At 60.8% G+C, this 16,699-nt stretch carries 20 protein-coding genes and 1 pseudogene; 9 read left to right on the top strand and 12 right to left on the bottom strand.

Annotated features, from left to right (window positions below; genetic code table 11):
* The 5 genes and pseudogenes from AB5Y90_RS17415 to AB5Y90_RS17395 all read right to left on the bottom strand — a co-directional run.
* A pseudogene (locus AB5Y90_RS17415) lies at positions 1-302 on the bottom strand (IS1595 family transposase); the annotation flags it as partial.
* 123 nt (positions 303-425) lie between these two features.
* Positions 426-941 carry a protein disulfide oxidoreductase gene (locus AB5Y90_RS17410; protein WP_058057951.1) on the bottom strand — a complete coding sequence of 172 codons (516 nt, stop codon included), beginning with the start codon at positions 939-941 and terminating at the stop codon, positions 426-428.
* Between the two features lie 3 nt (positions 942-944).
* Positions 945-1,688: a DsbA family protein gene (locus AB5Y90_RS17405; RefSeq protein WP_064341631.1), complete on the bottom strand. Its 744-nt coding sequence runs from the start codon at positions 1,686-1,688 to the stop codon at positions 945-947.
* 9 nt (positions 1,689-1,697) lie between these two features.
* Positions 1,698-3,740 (bottom strand): protein-disulfide reductase DsbD, encoded by a 2,043-nt coding sequence (locus AB5Y90_RS17400; protein ID WP_307896207.1) that lies wholly within the window; start codon positions 3,738-3,740, stop codon positions 1,698-1,700.
* Positions 3,741-3,793: 53 nt separating this feature from the next.
* The gene (locus AB5Y90_RS17395) at positions 3,794-4,171 is read right to left on the bottom strand and encodes a hypothetical protein (RefSeq protein WP_307896208.1); all 378 of its coding nucleotides are present in this window, start codon (positions 4,169-4,171) and stop codon (positions 3,794-3,796) included.
* Positions 4,172-4,356: 185 nt separating this feature from the next.
* Here AB5Y90_RS17395 and AB5Y90_RS17390 point away from each other — a divergent pair, with 185 nt between their 5' ends.
* The 4 genes from AB5Y90_RS17390 to pspG all read left to right on the top strand — a co-directional run bounded on the left by AB5Y90_RS17390 (position 4,357) and on the right by pspG (position 6,434).
* Positions 4,357-5,085 (top strand): 1-acylglycerol-3-phosphate O-acyltransferase, encoded by a 729-nt coding sequence (locus AB5Y90_RS17390; protein WP_307896209.1) that lies wholly within the window; start codon positions 4,357-4,359, stop codon positions 5,083-5,085.
* 210 nt (positions 5,086-5,295) lie between these two features.
* The gene (gene pspA, locus AB5Y90_RS17385; RefSeq protein WP_213387736.1) at positions 5,296-5,958 is read left to right on the top strand and encodes a phage shock protein PspA; all 663 of its coding nucleotides are present in this window, start codon (positions 5,296-5,298) and stop codon (positions 5,956-5,958) included.
* Positions 5,959-5,960: 2 nt separating this feature from the next.
* Positions 5,961-6,167 carry a PspC domain-containing protein gene (locus AB5Y90_RS17380; RefSeq protein WP_307896210.1) on the top strand — a complete coding sequence of 69 codons (207 nt, stop codon included), beginning with the start codon at positions 5,961-5,963 and terminating at the stop codon, positions 6,165-6,167.
* Between the two features lie 48 nt (positions 6,168-6,215).
* Positions 6,216-6,434, top strand: a complete 219-nt coding sequence (gene pspG, locus AB5Y90_RS17375; protein ID WP_005335871.1) for an envelope stress response protein PspG — start codon at positions 6,216-6,218, stop codon at positions 6,432-6,434.
* Positions 6,435-6,524: 90 nt separating this feature from the next.
* Here pspG and AB5Y90_RS17370 read toward each other — a convergent pair whose 3' ends face one another.
* Positions 6,525-6,869: a GIY-YIG nuclease family protein gene (locus tag AB5Y90_RS17370; RefSeq protein ID WP_307896211.1), complete on the bottom strand. Its 345-nt coding sequence runs from the start codon at positions 6,867-6,869 to the stop codon at positions 6,525-6,527.
* Between the two features lie 44 nt (positions 6,870-6,913).
* Here AB5Y90_RS17370 and AB5Y90_RS17365 point away from each other — a divergent pair, with 44 nt between their 5' ends.
* The gene (locus tag AB5Y90_RS17365) at positions 6,914-7,648 is read left to right on the top strand and encodes an ABC transporter substrate-binding protein (RefSeq protein WP_307896212.1); all 735 of its coding nucleotides are present in this window, start codon (positions 6,914-6,916) and stop codon (positions 7,646-7,648) included.
* Here AB5Y90_RS17365 and rarD read toward each other — a convergent pair.
* Positions 7,630-8,520, bottom strand: a complete 891-nt coding sequence (rarD, locus tag AB5Y90_RS17360) for an EamA family transporter RarD (protein ID WP_307896213.1) — start codon at positions 8,518-8,520, stop codon at positions 7,630-7,632. The genes AB5Y90_RS17365 and rarD overlap by 19 nt on opposite strands.
* Before the next feature lie 99 nt (positions 8,521-8,619).
* Between rarD and AB5Y90_RS17355 the strand changes: the two genes are divergently transcribed.
* Positions 8,620-9,207 (top strand): uracil-DNA glycosylase family protein, encoded by a 588-nt coding sequence (locus tag AB5Y90_RS17355; RefSeq protein WP_307896214.1) that lies wholly within the window; start codon positions 8,620-8,622, stop codon positions 9,205-9,207.
* A gap of 3 nt (positions 9,208-9,210) precedes the next feature.
* Here the strand turns inward: AB5Y90_RS17355 and AB5Y90_RS17350 are convergent, their stop codons facing one another.
* The gene (locus AB5Y90_RS17350) at positions 9,211-10,068 is read right to left on the bottom strand and encodes a DMT family transporter (protein ID WP_307896215.1); all 858 of its coding nucleotides are present in this window, start codon (positions 10,066-10,068) and stop codon (positions 9,211-9,213) included.
* Positions 10,069-10,159: 91 nt separating this feature from the next.
* Here AB5Y90_RS17350 and AB5Y90_RS17345 point away from each other — a divergent pair, with 91 nt between their 5' ends.
* Positions 10,160-11,050, top strand: a complete 891-nt coding sequence (locus AB5Y90_RS17345; protein WP_107682801.1) for a LysR substrate-binding domain-containing protein — start codon at positions 10,160-10,162, stop codon at positions 11,048-11,050.
* Positions 11,051-11,059: 9 nt separating this feature from the next.
* On the opposite strand, the gene znuB is transcribed toward AB5Y90_RS17345, so the two are convergent.
* Positions 11,060-11,839: a zinc ABC transporter permease subunit ZnuB gene (gene znuB / locus AB5Y90_RS17340; RefSeq protein ID WP_005354863.1), complete on the bottom strand. Its 780-nt coding sequence runs from the start codon at positions 11,837-11,839 to the stop codon at positions 11,060-11,062.
* Between the two features lie 21 nt (positions 11,840-11,860).
* Positions 11,861-12,637, bottom strand: coding sequence for a zinc ABC transporter ATP-binding protein ZnuC (znuC, locus tag AB5Y90_RS17335; protein WP_005354861.1), 777 nt, complete (start codon positions 12,635-12,637; stop codon positions 11,861-11,863).
* A gap of 93 nt (positions 12,638-12,730) precedes the next feature.
* Here znuC and znuA point away from each other — a divergent pair, with 93 nt between their 5' ends.
* Both znuA and AB5Y90_RS17325 read left to right on the top strand, forming a co-directional pair.
* A complete protein-coding gene (gene znuA, locus AB5Y90_RS17330; RefSeq protein ID WP_307896216.1) occupies positions 12,731-13,663 on the top strand; it encodes a zinc ABC transporter substrate-binding protein ZnuA in 933 nt (310 codons plus the stop codon).
* Positions 13,664-13,730: 67 nt separating this feature from the next.
* On the top strand, positions 13,731-14,405 hold the full coding sequence (locus AB5Y90_RS17325) for a transglutaminase-like cysteine peptidase (RefSeq protein WP_005335848.1): 675 nt from the start codon (positions 13,731-13,733) through the stop codon (positions 14,403-14,405).
* Here the strand turns inward: AB5Y90_RS17325 and AB5Y90_RS17320 are convergent.
* Entirely contained in the window at positions 14,400-15,341 is a 942-nt protein-coding gene (locus AB5Y90_RS17320) for a TAXI family TRAP transporter solute-binding subunit (protein WP_307896217.1), read from the bottom strand. The genes AB5Y90_RS17325 and AB5Y90_RS17320 overlap by 6 nt on opposite strands.
* Positions 15,338-16,636 (bottom strand): LapD/MoxY N-terminal periplasmic domain-containing protein, encoded by a 1,299-nt coding sequence (locus AB5Y90_RS17315; RefSeq protein WP_307896218.1) that lies wholly within the window; start codon positions 16,634-16,636, stop codon positions 15,338-15,340. The genes AB5Y90_RS17320 and AB5Y90_RS17315 overlap by 4 nt, the downstream gene beginning before the upstream one ends.
* Positions 16,637-16,699: the final 63 nt, after the last annotated feature.

Here is a 16,699-nt window from a genome sequence, read left to right as displayed (position 1 = left end):
GCTTGCGCGTAGTCTTCCCAGCACTGTGCTTTACGCAATCTGGCCAAGGGCGTCTTGGTCAGAACGGTGCTGGTGCGCAGACACAGTTTGCAACGGTAGCGGCGCAGCCCCCGACTCCATCCCCAAGGCGCCAGCTGGGTAACATCGGCCTGACAATGGGGGCAGCCACTGCATGCCGGTAACTGAGTATTGAGCGAGGTAATCGTGTGGGGTGCAGTGAGCTCCTGCTGAGCAACACGGCGCTGGCGCAGGGTTAACTGGGGAAAGAGAGACAGCAGGTGTTGAAAGGCTGGGGTATCCATGATGGTTGACCTCAAGGTGATGGCCTACTTCAAGATTAGCCTTTCAACACGTAATTGGGACAGAGCCATAAAAAAGGGCCATCCGGTGGGATGGCCCTGTTAAAGGCAACGATGCTAGCGTGGCTAGAGCGATGCCCACCAGAGCCGCAACTGCAAGCCCCACTTCGAGCTCCAGCCGGTGGTGCTGCTCACAAGCGTCCCATCCCTGATGACGAGGAACGTCGGGGTGACCCCTACCTGCCACTTGGCGGCCAGCGCTCCCGACTCGTCGTTGTGGGTCGGGAAGGTGAGCCCCTTCTTGCTCATCCCCTTGGCTAACTGCTCCGAATTGCCGGAGCGCAGCGCCACCGTCAACACGTTTTCCCCCTCTTGCCAGAGCTGCTGTACCGCCGGGGTGGTGAAACGGCACACCCCGCACCAGCTGGCCCAGTAGTAGACCAGCAGCGGCTTGCCTTGGCTTAAGGTAGCGAGATCCGTGCTGCTGCCATCCTGCAGGGTGACGGGGGCGCTCATCGCCCCCTCTGGCAGGGTTGGGCTGCGCCACAGATCGAGCAGGGTCGAGATGATCAGCGCCATCAGCAGCAGCCAGAGCGCCTCCTTGCCCCAGCGGCGCCAGCGGGGTTGAGGATTGGTGGTCATCCTTTACCCCTGCTTGGCCAGTTCGGCCTGCACCAGTTGCTCCAGCTCCTCATAGGGGATGGCGCCCGGTACCAGCTGGTTGCCGATAAGCGTCGCCGGTGTGCCCTGTACTCCGAGGATGGTGCCGATGCGCAGGCTGTTGCGCAGCTCCTCGGTCGCCTTGGCGGCCGGTTTGAGCGCGGTGTTGCCGGTGGCGGCCAGCGCCTTGTTGATGTCCGCCTCGGTCAGCATCCCCTGCTTGCTCATCAGCTTGTCGTGCAGGGTGAGGAAGCGGGCGGGATCTTGCTGCCACAGGGTCAGGCTGTATTGGGCCGCCTTGGCGGAGGTCTGCCCCTTGAACGGCAGCAGCTTGATCACCAGCCCCAGATCGTCCGGATAGGCCTTGAGCAGCTTGGTCAGCTGGGGATCGAACTGCTTGCAGTAGGGGCAGTTGTAGTCGGTGAACAGCACCAGCGTCAGCTTGGGGTTTTTGGCGCCGAGGCGCGGGCTGGTGGCGCTGTTGAACAGCACATCCTTGTTGCCCTTGATGAAGTTGCCAAGCTGCGCCTCCTGGGCTGCCGCGTTCTGTTTCTCCCAGGATTCGGCGGCCTCGTCGAGGATCTTGGGGTTGGCGATCAGTGTCTCGCGGATCAGCTCCTTGATACGCGCCTCCTGCTCCGGGGTGAAGGGGGCGGCGTGCAGGGCCGGAGCCAGCAGGGCTGCGGAAAGGGAGGCCAGCAGGGTCAGGGCGCTCAGAGTCGGTTTCATGGTTGCTCCTTAAAATCGGGTGGTGCCAGCCTGAAGCAGGCCAGCCTTGTGCAATGTGGTCAGCAGATCGTCCTTGTCGAGCAGGGGTGACAGCGTGACCCCCTGCGGCAACTCCGGGCCGTAAATCTGGTTGAAGGGGACGGCCGCCGCGCCCCGCTTACGCAGGAAGGCGGCGATGGTGTCGCTTGGTTTGCTCCAGTCGCCGCGCAGGGCCACCACATCGGGGGCAGAGAGGGCCTGTTGCACCTCATCGCGCAGCAACACGTTGTATTTGTTGGCCTTGCAGGTGACACACCAGTCGGCGGTGACATCGATAAAGACCCGCTTGTTCTGGGCCAGCGCATCTGTGATGGCGCGTTCAGAGAGCGGCTGCCAGACCACCTTGTCAACGCTGGCCGAGCCCTGCGCGCTAAAGGCGCCGCTCAGCAGCAGGGGGCTGCCAATCAGGGCGGCGAGGGCGATCGCCAGCGTGAAGCCGCGCATGCCGTAACGCCAGATGATGCCACTCAGCAGCGCCAGCAGCATGGCAACCATCAGCCAGCCGGTGGCATATCTGCCGAGATGATTGTCGAGCAGGCTGGTGAGCCAGAGGCTGGAGCCCAGCATCATCAGGCCGAGCAGGATGCGCAGATGGGTCATCCAGCGCCCCGGTTTCGGCAGCCAGAGGGCGAGCCGTGGCAGGGCTGCCACCAGCAGCCAGGGCAGGCTCATGCCAATTCCGAGCGCGGTGAAGATCAGCCAGAGCTGGCCGAGCGGCGCCGCCAGCGCAAAGGCCACCGCAGTGCCGAGGAAGGGGGCCGAGCAGGGGGTCGCCAGCAGAGTGGCGAAGCTCCCCTGCAGGAAGTGACCGCCGAGGCCGTTGTCGCCGCTGGTGGCGAGGCGGGTGCTGAGGGCGCTGGGCAGGCGGATCTCGAACAGCCCCAGCAGGTTGGCGCAAAACAGCAGGGTCACCAGCACCATCAAGCCGATAAAACCGGCGCTCTGGAACTGGATGCCCCAGCCGACGGCCCCTTGCGTGGCGCGCAGCAGGCTGCTCATGGCCGCCAGCGCCCAGAAGGAGGCGATGATCCCGGCGCTGGCGGCGAGGAACTGCTTGCGTACCGTTCCCTGTTCACGCTCCTGATGTTGCAGCACAGTTCCCAGCTTGAGCGCCAGCACCGGCAGCACGCAGGGCATCAGGTTGAGGATCAGGCCGCCGAGCAGCGCCACTCCCAGCAACCAGAACAGCGAATGACTCTGGTTGGGCAGTGCGAGCGGTGCGCCGATCGTCCCCTTGCCCTGCCACGCCTGTTCGCCACTGGTGAGCAGCAGGCCGAGGGATTGGCCGCGCAGATCCGGCGCATCCCCCTGCCAGCCATCGCTCACCGGCACCCGGGCGATCAGGGTGTTGCCCTCGACCTCAAGCGCCGGTTTGCCAAACTCGGCCCCCTCCAGAGCGTCGATAAAGAGCGCTGGTGATTGCCAGCCCTCTGCCCGCTCGGCGCGCAGTTGCAGCTGGTTGTGCTGATAACCGAGCTCGACCCGGGTTTCGGCAGGCAATTGCTGGGGCAAGGTACTCATCGCCTTCGCCCAGGCAAAATCGAAGTCGGTCGGGGCCTGCCCATCCACCGCGAGGGTGAAGGGAAAGTCGGTCAGGATGCAGACATTGCTGCAGGTGGAGAGGCGTAGAGTCCCCTTGAGCGGTTGCCCAGTTGGGTAGTTGAGGCTGAGGGGGAAGGTCACGTCCCCCTGATAACCCTGGGTGCTGAGCCCGGCTACCTCGAAGTGGCGTGGCACCGGCCAGCGCCACTGAAAGGCACCGACCGGCTCATCCCACAGGATCTGGGGGGCAATGCCCCCTTCTCCCGGACTGTGCCAGTAGGTTTTCCAGCCTGACTCCAGCTCGACATCGAGCAGGATGCGGGTCTGATCTGCCGTGCTGCGGTCGGCCTGCAGCCGTACCCGGGCGTGATCATTCTGTGGGCTGGTGAGCCAGCCCGTGTCGCTGGCCAATCCCATGGATTGCCACAGCAGACCGCCCAGTAGCAGGGCCGCCTTGAAGAGATTCGACATCTTTTTGGTCTCGCAAAAATTGAGTGACAGCTAACGAAAGAACGCTGCCGAACTCATTCCCGCCAGATGCAGAGCGTGAGGTGCAGACGCCGCTCGGGCGGCGAGATGACTCTGGGAGGGGGCAGTGGCGGTGTGTAGCGCCAAAGGGGGGCCAGCAGGGCGATCAGCACGGCCACGGCAAAGAAGAGCTGTTCGACGCAGAGCAGGGTGGCGGCGCTTAGCCACTTGCCGTTGAGCTGGCAGCTGGTGGGCTGCGGGCTGGCCGGTTTGGTATCCTCTTGATCCGTTGCCGAGCCTGGAACGGGCAGTGCCTGACAGCTGAGGGCGTGATCGAGCAGGGCAAGCCGGGCCAGCGGCTGGGCCGCACAATTGAGCACCAGCAGGCAGACCAGCAGCAGGAGATGTTTCGCTACCCGTTGTTGCAAAATCATGTTCGCCCCGTCCATCAAGATGGGGCCATCCTAACGACCAATGGCGGGTGGGGCAAGTCGGCGGCGTATTGATGAGCAGTACTGTGGGTGGCGCGACGGGGAGGGTGGTCGGTTCTGTTTGGCGAACGCTTGTTCGCTAAAAGGGGGATCAGTATACTGCGCCGAGTTAAAACTCGAGGTGTTCGATGCTCAAAATTGCCCGTGTGCTGCTGCTTGGTCTGCTGCTCATTTTCTGGTTCCTGTTCGGCCTGCTGCTCTGTCTGGTTCGTCCGCGCCATCCCAACAACGTCTATGTCTTCGCTCGCATGTATCACGCGGTCTGCCCGCTGATCGGGCTGCGAGTCAAGGTGACGGTGGCCGACGAGCTCAAATCGGTCGGCCCGGCGGTCTACGTCTGCAACCACCAGAGCAACTTCGACATCTTCACCGTGACCGGTGCGGTGCAGCCTGGCGTGGTGGCAGTGGGCAAAAAGAGCCTGCTCTGGTTGCCGCTGTTCGGCCTTATCTTCTGGCTCTCCGGTAACGTGCTGATCGACCGCTCCAACCGCTCCCGTGCCATCGGCACCATAGGTCAGGTGGTGGATCGCATCAAGAACCGCGGCACCTCCATCTGGATGTTCCCGGAAGGGACCCGCTCCCAGGGGCGTGGCCTGCTGCCGTTCAAGGCGGGCGCTTTCCACACTGCGGTACAGGCTGAAGTGCCCGTGGTGCCCATCGTCTGCTCCAGCTACTTCGGTCAGGTCGACCTCAATCGCTGGGACAACGGCGAAGTGCTGGTGGAAGTGATGGCGCCGGTCTGCAGCAAGGAGCACGGTGCCAGCGGTATTCGCGATCTCTCCGACACCTGCCGCGCCCGGATGGAGGCCAAGCTGGCCGAACTGGACAGCAAGCTGGGCCACAGCCACGCCGCCTGACGGATAGCGCAGACGAATCGACAAGGGAGCCACAGGCTCCCTTTTTTGTTGGTAAAAATCACCACCTGGTTGGCTATTCTCACCAACAAACGCTTCTTGAATTTCCTCGGTAAATTCCCATCTATATGTAAAACAACAATAATTTTTCTTGGCACGGCTCTTGTAATGCAATGGGAAGAGATAGCCATCCCATCAACAAGGAGCCAGACCATGAGCGTATTCAGCCGCCTGACCGACGTGATTAATGCCAACCTGCACAGCCTGCTCGACAAGAGTGAAGAGCCGGAGAAGATGCTGCGCCTGATGATCGAAGAGATGGAGCAGGTGCAGGTCGAGATGCGTACCCAGGCCGCCCGCGTGATTGCCGAACAGAAACAGCTGGAGCGTCACCAGCAGGCGTTGCAGGCGCAGATCCTGGAGTGGTCGGCCAAGGCCGAGCTCGCCATCCAGAAGGGGCGTGAGGATCTGGCCCGCGCCGCCCTCACCGAGAAGCTGGCGGATGTCAAAAAATGTGAACAGCTGGAGCAGGACAAGGCCCGGGTGGCCGAGGTGCTGGCCCAGCTCACCGCCGACAGCGAGCGGCTGGCAGCCAAGCTGACCGAGGCGCGCGAGAAGCAGAAACTGCTGACCCTGCGCGAGCAGACTGCCCACAGCCGCATTCGTGCCCGCGCTCAGGTGGACAACCAGCGTATGCATGAGCTGATGGCGCGCTTTGACGGTTTTCAGGGCCGGGTCGATCAGCTGGAAGCCCAGCTGGAGGCGGCCACCCTGGGGCAGAATCCCTCGCTGGAGGCCCAGTTCCGCGAGCTGGAGCTCAATGACGAGATCGAGCGCGAGCTGGCTCGCCTCAAAGGCCAGAAGGCGGAGGTGTAATCATGAGCCCCTGGCCCAAGGATCTGGTGCATCGCAAGCTGACCGGGGTCTGCGCCGGTATTGCCAGGCGGTTGGGGGTCTCCAGAGTCACGGTGCGGGTGGTGGCACTGCTCGCCCTGATCCTGATGCCGCCGCTGGCACTGGCCGCCTATCTGCTGGGGGTGCTGGTGATGCCGCCCCGTTATGAATTGAAGCGCTGGCTGGATTGACCGAAGGGTTGATCAGCCGGCAGACAAGGTACTGATAAGGAGCAAGTTATGCTGGAATTTTTCATATTGCTGGTGGTGCTGCTGGTCATGGCACTGACCGGTTTTACCCTGGTAGCCATGTTGCTGGTGAGTGGCCTGTTCGTGCTGCTTGGGGCGCTGGGCGGCATGCTTGCTCTGATCATCAAGCTGGCCCCCTGGTTGCTGCTAGTGCTGGCGGTTTGCTGGCTGATCAGCAACCGCAGCAAGCGTTCCAATACCTACCTCTAACCCGCCTGAGGTTGTGCAAGACGTTGTGTGATGTTCCCTGATTTCCCCTTTCCGGCCACTCATCGAGTGGCCTTTTTTTGCCTGTCGTCCTCAAGGCTGGGTGGCTGCGGGTAACCACTGGGGGCTCCAGCTCTGCCAGAGTGCCGGGCTTTTTATCAGCTGTTCCTTGAAGGATTTTGGCTGCTGCTTGAGGCGATATTCGATGCGCAGGGCCGCCCCCTTCTCGCCGACTTCCTGTTGCCACGCCAGCGTCAGTGGCCCCTTGCCGCGCAGGGCGCGAGCGCCCTTGCCACTCTGGTGCTGGCGCAGGCGGCGCAGCGGATCCGTGCTGATCCCGGTATAGAGCTGGCCGGTGGCTGTACGCACCATATAGACAGACCAGCGGGAAGGGGCGGAAGGTTGCGGCGCTGGAGTGGTGGTCGCGGGTTCTCTCATGCAAATTCTCTGTGCCAAACTCAGAGGCAGCTCAAGGAGGTGCGATGAGAGTCTGGTTTTGGTTGTGGTTACTGTTGTCGGTCCCGGCACTGGGGGAGACGATCCGTCTCTACGATTACCATCAGCATCCCCCCTTCAACACCGGAGTGGATGCAGGGCTGAGCCGCGAGTTGGTCAAGTATCTCAATGAAAAGCTAGGGGGTGAACCCAGAATCGAGCTCTGGCTGGTCAATCGCGCCCGGCTGGCGCTGGAGATGGCAGATCCCGACTTTGACGGTCTGGTGGTCTGGGTCAATCCCGCCTGGGTGGGGGATCCCCATCGCGAGCGCTATCTCTGGACCTTTCCGGTGATGCGCGACACCAACGAGCTGGTCTCGAACATTGACAACCCGGTCACCTATCGCGGGCCTGACTCCCTCAAGGGGCTTGTGTTTGGCGGGGTGGAGGGCTACCGCTATCAGGGGATCGATGATGCGGCTGGCCGCGGGGAGCTGGTGCGTCAGGATGCCAAGAAGGTGAAGACCAATCTTGAGCTGCTGGTGCGCGGCCGCATCGATGTGACGCTGGTGAGTGGTTCATCGCTGGGCTTTTTCATCAACTCACAGCACTATCAGGGCAAGCTGTTTATCTCGCCCTTCCCCCAATCCAGCTATACCCGCCATATCCTGCTGCCCAAATCCCGCCCCGAGCTGCATGCCACCCTCAACGACATCGCCGAGCAGATGGACAGGGATCCCCGCTGGCACAAGGTGCTGGAGTCCTATCGCGGTACGCCCTGAGGGCGGCGCTTGAGCCGATGCAGTGGCAACAGGCTCACCAGCAGACCTGCCCAGACGAAGGCGAAACCGACAGCCTTGATGGGATCCGGCGCCTCACCAAACCAGTAGATGGCGAGCAGGAAGGCGAGGCTGGGCTCGATATATTGCAGCAGCCCCACAGTGCTCATCCGGGTTCTCGCCACTGCGTAGCAGAAGAGCCCCACCGGCAGCAGAGTGGCGGGCGCACTGCCCATCAGCAGCAGCTTGTCAGCCAGGTCTCCGTTCACGAATGCCCCTTCCCCGTGCCATGCCAGCGTGCCGATGATGATCAGCGCGACGGGCAGTTGCACCATGGCTTCCAGATAGAGGCTGGTGCCGGTGTCGTAGTGGATCTTCTTCTTGATAAGGCCATAGCAGGCGAAGTTGGCCCCCATGATGAGGGAGAACCAGGGGAGCTGGCAGTAGCAGAAGAGCATGTAGGCGAGCCCCGCCAGCGCCAGGGCGACCGCCAGATGCTTTTGCGGGGTGAGCCGCTCTTTGAGGAAGATGACGGCGAATACGATATTGAACAGCGGGGTCATAAAGAAGGCGAGGCTGGTGGTCAGCACCTGCCCGGTGGTGAGGCACCAGGTGAACATGCACCAGCTGATGGACATGACGGGGCCCGCCAGCAGAATGAGGCCGAGCTGGCGCGGCTCGCTGCGCAGTTGTGCCCAGGGCACTTTGTGGCCAAGCAGTAAAAACAGGGCACCCAGCAGCACCACAGACCAGAGCACCCGGTGGGAGATCAGCTCCCACATGTTGACCTCGGGCATGAATTGATAATAGAGCGGCAGCATCCCCCACAGGATGAAGGAGAGGGTCGCGGTGCCGGTACCTAGCCAGTTTTTCATTATTATCCGTTTATTAAATTAAACATCCATGGCGATAGTAGGGGGCACGCCCTGTTTCCACAAGAGGGAAAACAGGGAAATGCTGGTACTATCAACGTCATGCAGCGAATCGATAAGTTGTTTGGGAAAATCAGGGCCTGCCGTCTGTGCGAGGCTCATCTGCCGCTGGGGCCTCGTCCGGTGATCCGCGGGGCCGAGAGTGCCCGCCTGCTGATCATCGGTCAGGCGCCTGGCACTCGGGTGCATGCCAGCGGTATCCCGTGGGATGACCCCTCTGGCGATCGCTTGCGCCAGTGGCTCGGTGTTGATAAGGCCACCTTTTACGACGAATCCCGCATCGCCATCATGCCGATGGGGCTCTGTTATCCCGGCAGGGGAAAATCCGGCGATCTGCCGCCGCGCCCCGAATGTGCGCCCACCTGGCACGGCAAGGTGTTGATGCTGCTACCCAATATCGAACTGACCCTGCTGATCGGCCAGTATGCGCAAGCCCATTACCTGCGGGGGGCGGCCATGGGATCGCTCACCGAGACGGTGCGCAGCTGGGCCGACTATAGCCCCGGCTGGTTGCCGCTGCCGCATCCCTCCCCGCGCAATACCCTCTGGCTCAAAAAGAATCCCTGGTTCGAGCAGGAGGTCATCCCTCATCTGCAGCAAAGGGTCGCCCCTTTGCTGAAACGACCCTGAGTATTAGAGCGCTGGCTCGGCCAGCGGCTTTGGCTTGTTGCGCGCCATGGCGATGAGCGGCAGGACGATGCAGATACAGCCCAGCAGCAGCGGCAAGCCCGGCTGCTCGTCAAACAGCCACACCCCGATGGCCACCGCCATCAACAGGCCGGTGTACTCCGCCGAGGCGATCTTGCTCGCTTCCGCCTTGCGATAGGCCACCACGCACAATCCCGCATAGACCATGATCAGCGCCGAGGAGCCGAAGGCGGGCCACCACATCTGCCACTGCCAGTCGCCCCCTTCCCACAAGGCCAGCGCGAGAATGAAGGGCATGCTCAGTACGTTGGTGAAAAACAGGGTCTGGGCGATGGGCTGCTTGAGCGGGATCCGCTTGATTAGCAGGTTGTTGAGCGCCATCGACAGCGCCACCCCGAGCGCCGCGAGTGCGGCCCAGTTAACCTCGGTCGGGCGCAGCACGATCAAAACCCCGATAAATCCGATGACTGCGGTCAGCACCTTCTGGCGCGAGATCGCTTCCCCCGCCATCCACACCGCCAGCGGTACCATCATCAGCGGCGCGGCATAGAAGAGGGCGTTGGCAGTGGCGAGCGGCAAGCGGGTGAGGGCCACTACCATCAGACAGACGCCGACCGCCCAGATATGGGCCCGCAGCAGGTGCCACTTGATGGCCACCGGTGGATTGCGGCGCCATGACCAGAGCAGCCAGGGCATCAGCAGAATGGCGGCCGAGAGCTGGCGGAAAAAGACAAACTGGAAGATGGGCTGATCCGGCTCCAGTACCTTGACCAGTGCATCGGAAAAGACCGCCACCATATTGCCCAGCACCAGATAAAGGATGCCGACCCCTACTGCATTCATACCACCTCCCACTTCAGATGAGGGGAGGGTAGCGCGGGGGACGTTATCCAGTAAAATGATAAAAAATGACCACTCATGAGATATTTAGATAATGAAGCTTCCTCCTCTGCGTGCGGTGCAATATTTCGAGGTAGTGGCCCGGCTGCTCAGCTTCTCCCGTGCCGCCCTTGAATTGAACGTCAGCCAGAGTGCGGTCAGCCACCAGATCCGCCTGCTGGAGGATTTTCTGGGTGAGCGCTTGCTGCTGCGTCAGGGTCGGCTGCTCTCGCTGACAACCCAGGGGGAGAGCTACTTCGAAGGGATTGCCGCCGGGCTCAGCCAGATTGCCCAAAGCAGCGAACAGCTGCGTGGTGGTGGCGAGATGCGAGTCCGGCTCGCGGTCTACAGCTCGTTTGCGGTGAAGTGGCTGATCCCGCGGTTGGCTGGATTGCGCCAGCTCTACCCCGAGCTGGATTTGAGTCTGGAGATGGTGGCTGAAGACCCCGAACTCTCCGATAGAGTGGCGGACTGCTTTATCACAGTCTCACCCCACGGGCGAGGCTATTGCCACGATCTTATCTATCAGGAGCGGCTCTTTCCGGTCTGCAGCCGCCGCTTGTTGCAGCAGATCAGCGGGGAGTGGCCTGAGGCCATCTGGCAGCTGCCGCTGCTCTCGGTGCAGTCCATTTACAAGGCGCGGGGGGAGGATTGGCAGCGCTGGGCCAAGGCGGGCGGGCTGGTGATCCCGGACGAGGCGCGGATGCACCATTTCAGCCATGTGCTGCTGGCGATGGAGGCTGCGGCCTGGGATCAGGGGGTGGCGTTCGTGAATGACTACATGCTGCGGCCCGATGATCCCCAGCTGGTGGCTTTGCCGGTACACCAGCTGGAGACGGGGGATGCCTTCTACTTTACCTGCAAGCGCTCGCGGGCCCATGAGCCCGCCATCAGCCGATTGCGCCAGTGGCTGATGATGGAGACACGCCAGAGCATGCCGCTCTAGCCTGCACCGTTACGCTCTCTTGAACTGGCTCAGCACAAACAGGCTGGTGGCACAGACGACGACCGAAGGCCCAGCTGGGGTGTCCTGATACCAGGAGAGGGTCAATCCACCCAGCACGGCGAGACAGCCAATCAGCGCGGCAAAGCCGGCCATCTGCTCCGGCGTCTGGCTGAAGCGGCGGGCGGTAGCGGCGGGGATGATCAGCAGGGAGGTGATGATCAGCGCCCCGACAAACTTCATCGCCACGGCAATCACCAGCCCGATCAGCAGCATCAGCACACAGCGCAGCACATCGACCCGGATCCCCTCTACTCGTGCCAGCTCTTCCGAGATGGTCATGGAGAGCAGGGGATCCCACAGTCGCCAGAGGGTGAGCAGTACCAGCGCGCCACCGCCGTAGATCCAGAGCAGGTCCATCGGTTGTACCGAGAGCAGGTCGCCAAACAGGTAGGCCATCAGATCCACCCGCACGTTATCCATAAAACTCAAGGTAACCAGACCGAGGGACAGGGCGCTGTGGGCCAGAATGCCGAGCAGGGTATCAGTTGCCACCTGCTGGTTGCGACTCATGATCACCAATAGCATTGCCATGGCGAGGCAGCAGACCACTACCGCTAGGGTGAGATCGACCTGCAGCAGAATGCCCAGCGCGATACCAAACAGGCAGGCGTGGGAGAGGGTGTCGCCAAAATAGGCCATTTTGCGCCATACCACGAAGCTGCCGAGGGGGCCGGCCAGCAGGGCGATGCCGAGACCGGCCGCGAGGGCGTATAACAAAAAGCTGTCCACTTGAATGTCCTGTTGCTTGCGCTATTTGCTGTGAGCGTTGTTGCGAGAGGGCAGGCGGATGACGGGGGCCTGCGGTTCATGATGATGGTGTTCGCCGTCGCAGTGGTGATGGTGGGTATAGACAGCCAGCACCTCCTGCTCCGGTCGCCCGAACAGACGGGCAAATTCGGGGTGGCGCGCCACGCTTTCCGGCTCGCCATGACAGCAGACGTGGCGATTGAGGCAGATCACCTCGTGGGTGCTGGCCATCACCAGATGCAAGTCGTGGGAGACCATCAGCACGGCACAATTAAATTCGGCGGCGAGCTGACCGATGAGGGCGTAGAGCTCGATCTGGCCGGTGATATCAACCCCTTGCACCGGTTCGTCCAGCACCAGCAGCTCGGGCTTGACCAGCAGGGCGCGAGCCAGCAGCACGCGCTGCATCTCGCCGCCGGAGAGTTTTTGCATCCGGTTCTCCAGCAATCCCTCTGCGCCCACCCGGGCCAGCGCCTCCTCGATGGAGAGGCGGCTGTTCTTGCCCAGTTGCAGGAAGCGACGCACTGTCAGCGGCAGGGTGGGATCCAGATAGAGGCGCTGTGGCACATAGCCGACTCTCAGATCGCGGCTGCGGGTGATCTTGCCCGAATCCGGGGTGAGCAGACCCAGCACCAGCTTGCTCAGGGTGCTCTTGCCCGCCCCGTTGGGGCCGACTAGTGTGGTGATTTTGCCTTTATTGAGAGTAAAGGAGACCTTGTCGAGCACAGAGCGTCCATCAAACGAGAGAGAGACCTCTTTCAGCTCTACCAGTTGGCTCATGACAACTCCGGGGTTTACAGCCAGTGAGAGTTATAATATAACAAAAAGCGGCTGTTATATTATCACATACTCACCCCCTGACGAGATTCATCAATGAGAATTATTGCGCTTTTCACTGCCCTGCTGGCGGTGAGTTTGCCTGTTCGTGCCATTGAGGTACTGACCACCATCAAGCCGCTAGGCTTCATCGCAGCAGCGATCACTGACGGCGTGAGCGAGCCCAAGGTATTGCTGCCCACCGGTGCCTCTCCCCACGATTTTTCCCTGCGCCCTTCCGATATTCGCAACATCAACAGTGCTGGGCTGGTGGTGTGGGTTGGCCCCGAGCTGGAAGGTTTTATGGCCAAGCCGCTGGCCAATCATCCCCATGCTCTGGCCCTGACTCAGGTTGAGGGGATGCCGCTGTTCAACTACGCGACTCAGGATAGTCACGATTCCCATGACCATGATGATCACGATCATGCCGCCCACGGGCACGGTGACCATGATGAAGGGCATGAGGGACATCATCACGAAGGGGTCGATCCCCATATCTGGCTTGGCCCGACGCAGGCCAAAGTGATTGCCAAGGCGATCGCAAGTGAATTGGGCAAGCTGGATCCGGCCAATCAGGCTCGCTATGACGCCAACCTCGCGGCATTTGATACCAAGGTGGATGCCAAAGACAAGGTGATTGCTGGCCAGATGAAGGCGGTGAATGAGAAGGGGTACTTTGTATTCCACGAGGCGTATGGCTACTGGGAGCGCCACTACGGCATGAGTTCAAAGGGTCACTTTACCGTGAGCCCTGAGCGTCGCCCGGGCGCCAAGACCCTGGTGGATATTCGCAAGGCGCTGGAAGAGAAGCAGGCGAGCTGCATTTATGCCGAGCCGCAATTCTCACCGGCTGTGATCGAATCGGTGGCTCGCAATACCGGCGCCAAGGTGCTGTTGCTTGATGAGGTGGGTGAGCAGGTACCGCTCGGCCCGGATGGTTATCCCCAATTCATGCAGCAACTGGCAGACGCATTCGCCCAGTGTCGCTGATCAGCGGCTGAGCCTCTCATCCGGACGGACTATACTGACCTCCAGCATCTGACATGGAGTGTCCGGTATGAAATGGTTGTTGATCCCGGCCTGTACTCTGGCGCTATGTTGCGCCAACGTGCAGGCTTCGCGTCTTTCCGAATATATTGCCAGTCCGGACCTGCGGGCCAAGCTGCAGGAAGTGTATGGTGGCAGGGCCATCCAGCGGGCCGAGGCATTTTCTCGCTTGCTCACCCCCAGAGCGGGTACAACCGACCAGCAGAAGATCGAGCTGGTGAACAACTACTTCAACAATCTGACCTACAGCGAGGATCCCAAGCTGTGGGGGGATGAGGATTACTGGGCCAATCCGCTGGAGTTCATCGGTGCCCGGGGTGGGGATTGCGAGGATTACAGCATTTCCAAGTACTATACCCTGATGGAGCTGGGGGTGGATGAGAAGAAGCTGCGGCTGGCCTACGTCAAGGCTGTGCGTTACAACCAGTTCCACATGGTGACGCTCTACTTCCCGACACCCAAGGCTGACCCACTGGTGCTCGACAACATCAACAGCCGGATCCTGCCGGGCAGTAAGCGTACCGACCTCATTCCCGTTTACAGTTTCGATGCCAAAAGCATCTGGATCATGAAGTCACGGCGGGAAGGGACGCTGGCGGGGAGTGCCGATCGGTTGGCGCAGTGGACATCTATGAAGACCCGCTTCTCCAGCGAGCAACTGCGCTCTCCCCGTCGTCAGCTATAGCTTGCCCGCCGCCTTCAACTCATCGAAATATTTCGCTGCGCCCGGATGCTGCTCAATACTCAGCACCGGGCCGGTTTTATTGCGTGCCCGGTGAAACATATTGGCGTAGCCATAAGTCTGCTCATTGAACTTGGTCTGCTGGGCCAGCATGGCCTTGGTCAGGCGATAGACAGACTCTTCCGGCATGGTGGCATTGGTAACCAGAGTGGCGGCAATGGCAAAGGTGGGCGTCGCCTTCAGATTGCCGGGGTAGATGCGGGCGGGCACCTGACTGCGTTGGTAATATTTGACCCCTTTGAGTAGCTGATCCCGAGTGACCCCATCGATGGGGAGGAAACTGACCGCGCAACGTTTGGCGGTGTCGAGCACAATCCGGTTAGGGTGTCCCATCACCAGTGCAAATGCGTCGATCTGCTTGCTGCAGAGCGCATCCGGCAGGTTGGCCATGCTCTTCAGATCGAGATCCTGCTCTTTTGCTCCCAAGATGTTGAACAGGGTCAGCGCCGTCTGGCGGGTACCCGAACTCTTCAACCCCATGTCGATGGGGGCGAGCTTGAGCTGTTCCAGTGACGTGATATCGCCATCGGCACGGATCACTATGGTGAAGGGCTCGGCATGGGTGGCAAACAGGGCGCGCAGCTCAGGTTGCGGCTGCGTGGCAAAAGGGCCCAAGCCCTGGCTTGCCTGATATAGCCAGTCTGACTGCACCATGGCGTAGGAGGTCTCGCCACTCTTCAGCCGCTTCAGGTTTTCTATTGAACCCGATGAGCTCTGCAATGTGCACGCAAGTTGCTCATCGACCTCATGGGCCAGACGGCAAAACTCTTTGGTTATCTGGTGATAAATCCCCTGCTCACCCCCGGTGGCGATAGTGACGGTTTCAGCCATCAGGCCGGGTTGCCACAGCAGGGGCAACAGCATGGCGAGCTTTTTCATGATTGCGCCTCCTTGGCATAACCATCGATACCCCAGGTCCGCAGTTTGTCGATGTCGCGACACTCTCCCGATTCTGCCAGCAGGGTATAACCGGCGGCATGCATGGTTTGGGAGAGCAGATTCCAGTAGAGCGGCGCATCGGTCAGCTGACAGCTGATAAAGATGGGATTGAGCGGGTCAAGTTGATTGAAGGTATCCGCATTGAGGGGAATGGCGCTGAAGGCGAGCTCACACCCCTGTTCCTGCAACGCGGCCAAGGTAGACTGGCCGTGGGCGGGAAAGGTGGCTACATCCCAGCGCCAATCCAGTGTTTTTCCTCGCCCCTGGCTTAGCAGAGGGGCGATCTCGGACCATTGCGGGTGATTGAGCAGGGAGAGGGGCAGCAAGACCCCTTCTATATGAGAGTGCTGCCACTGTTGCAGGGCGCTCTGGATGGTTGCGAGATCGCTGTCGGCACCGAGGGGCTGACTGGGCAAGAAACGCTGATAGAGCGCGATCTCCCCTTGTGTGGAGACAAATTTTTGCAGTTGCCCGCCTTCCGGCAGTGGGCTCACTCCTTGCAGTGGCTGTGGGGTCGTCAGTGGCAGTTGTTTTCCCAGCTGGGTGATCTTGAGTCGTTGTTGCAGCAGATCCCGTTTGCGTTCGGAAACCAATTGGTTGATGGAAAGTGCCACTTCTTTGAGGTCTTGCAACCAGGGAGTGGGCAGGGTGCTGTTGAACTGGTGTTTGCGGATACGGATCAGCTGCAGGTTGATCTGCTCCAGGGGCTGCAGCAGGCGTTGGCAAACCAGGGAGATGATCAGGGTAAATACGACGAGGCCCGCCAGCAGCGCCAGACCGGTGCGACTGATGGCATTCCACAGATGCTGATAGGCGTAGCCGCTATGCCCCTCAAGGGTCAGAGTGCCCAGCATGCGCCAGCCATCGGTCAACTCTTGCTCAATTTTGACGGGGGGCATGCCGATAACCGAGGGAAGCCAGCCGGGGACATTTTGCTGGGTAGAGTGGAAGACCTTCTGAAACAGCAACTGGCCATCAGGATCGATCAGGGTGACCGAGCTGACGAAGCCGCCATCGAACATGGCATTGACGATGGTCTCGGCCAGCACATTATCGTCATTAAGCAGGGTTCCTTGCAGCACCAGCCCGAGAGCGGTGATGGCGGTTTCCAGGTTGGCTGACATCTGGTCGAGGATGGATTGGCGGACCGTCGTGACTTCCAGTGCAAACAGCAGCGCTGCACCGATCAGGAACAGGACGACAATTATTCTGATTAACAGTTTTGCTAACGACATACCCACTCCATGGAAAAGTTATCGCAACATTTCAGGTTTCTATTCAGTATCGAATCCGACCCG

Origin of the sequence: Aeromonas sp. R4-1 (assembly GCF_040908325.1) — a bacterium.
Lineage (GTDB): Bacteria > Pseudomonadota > Gammaproteobacteria > Enterobacterales > Aeromonadaceae > Aeromonas > Aeromonas veronii.
Note: the sequence above shows the minus strand (reverse complement) of the source record. Positions and strands in the feature narration are given on the sequence as shown.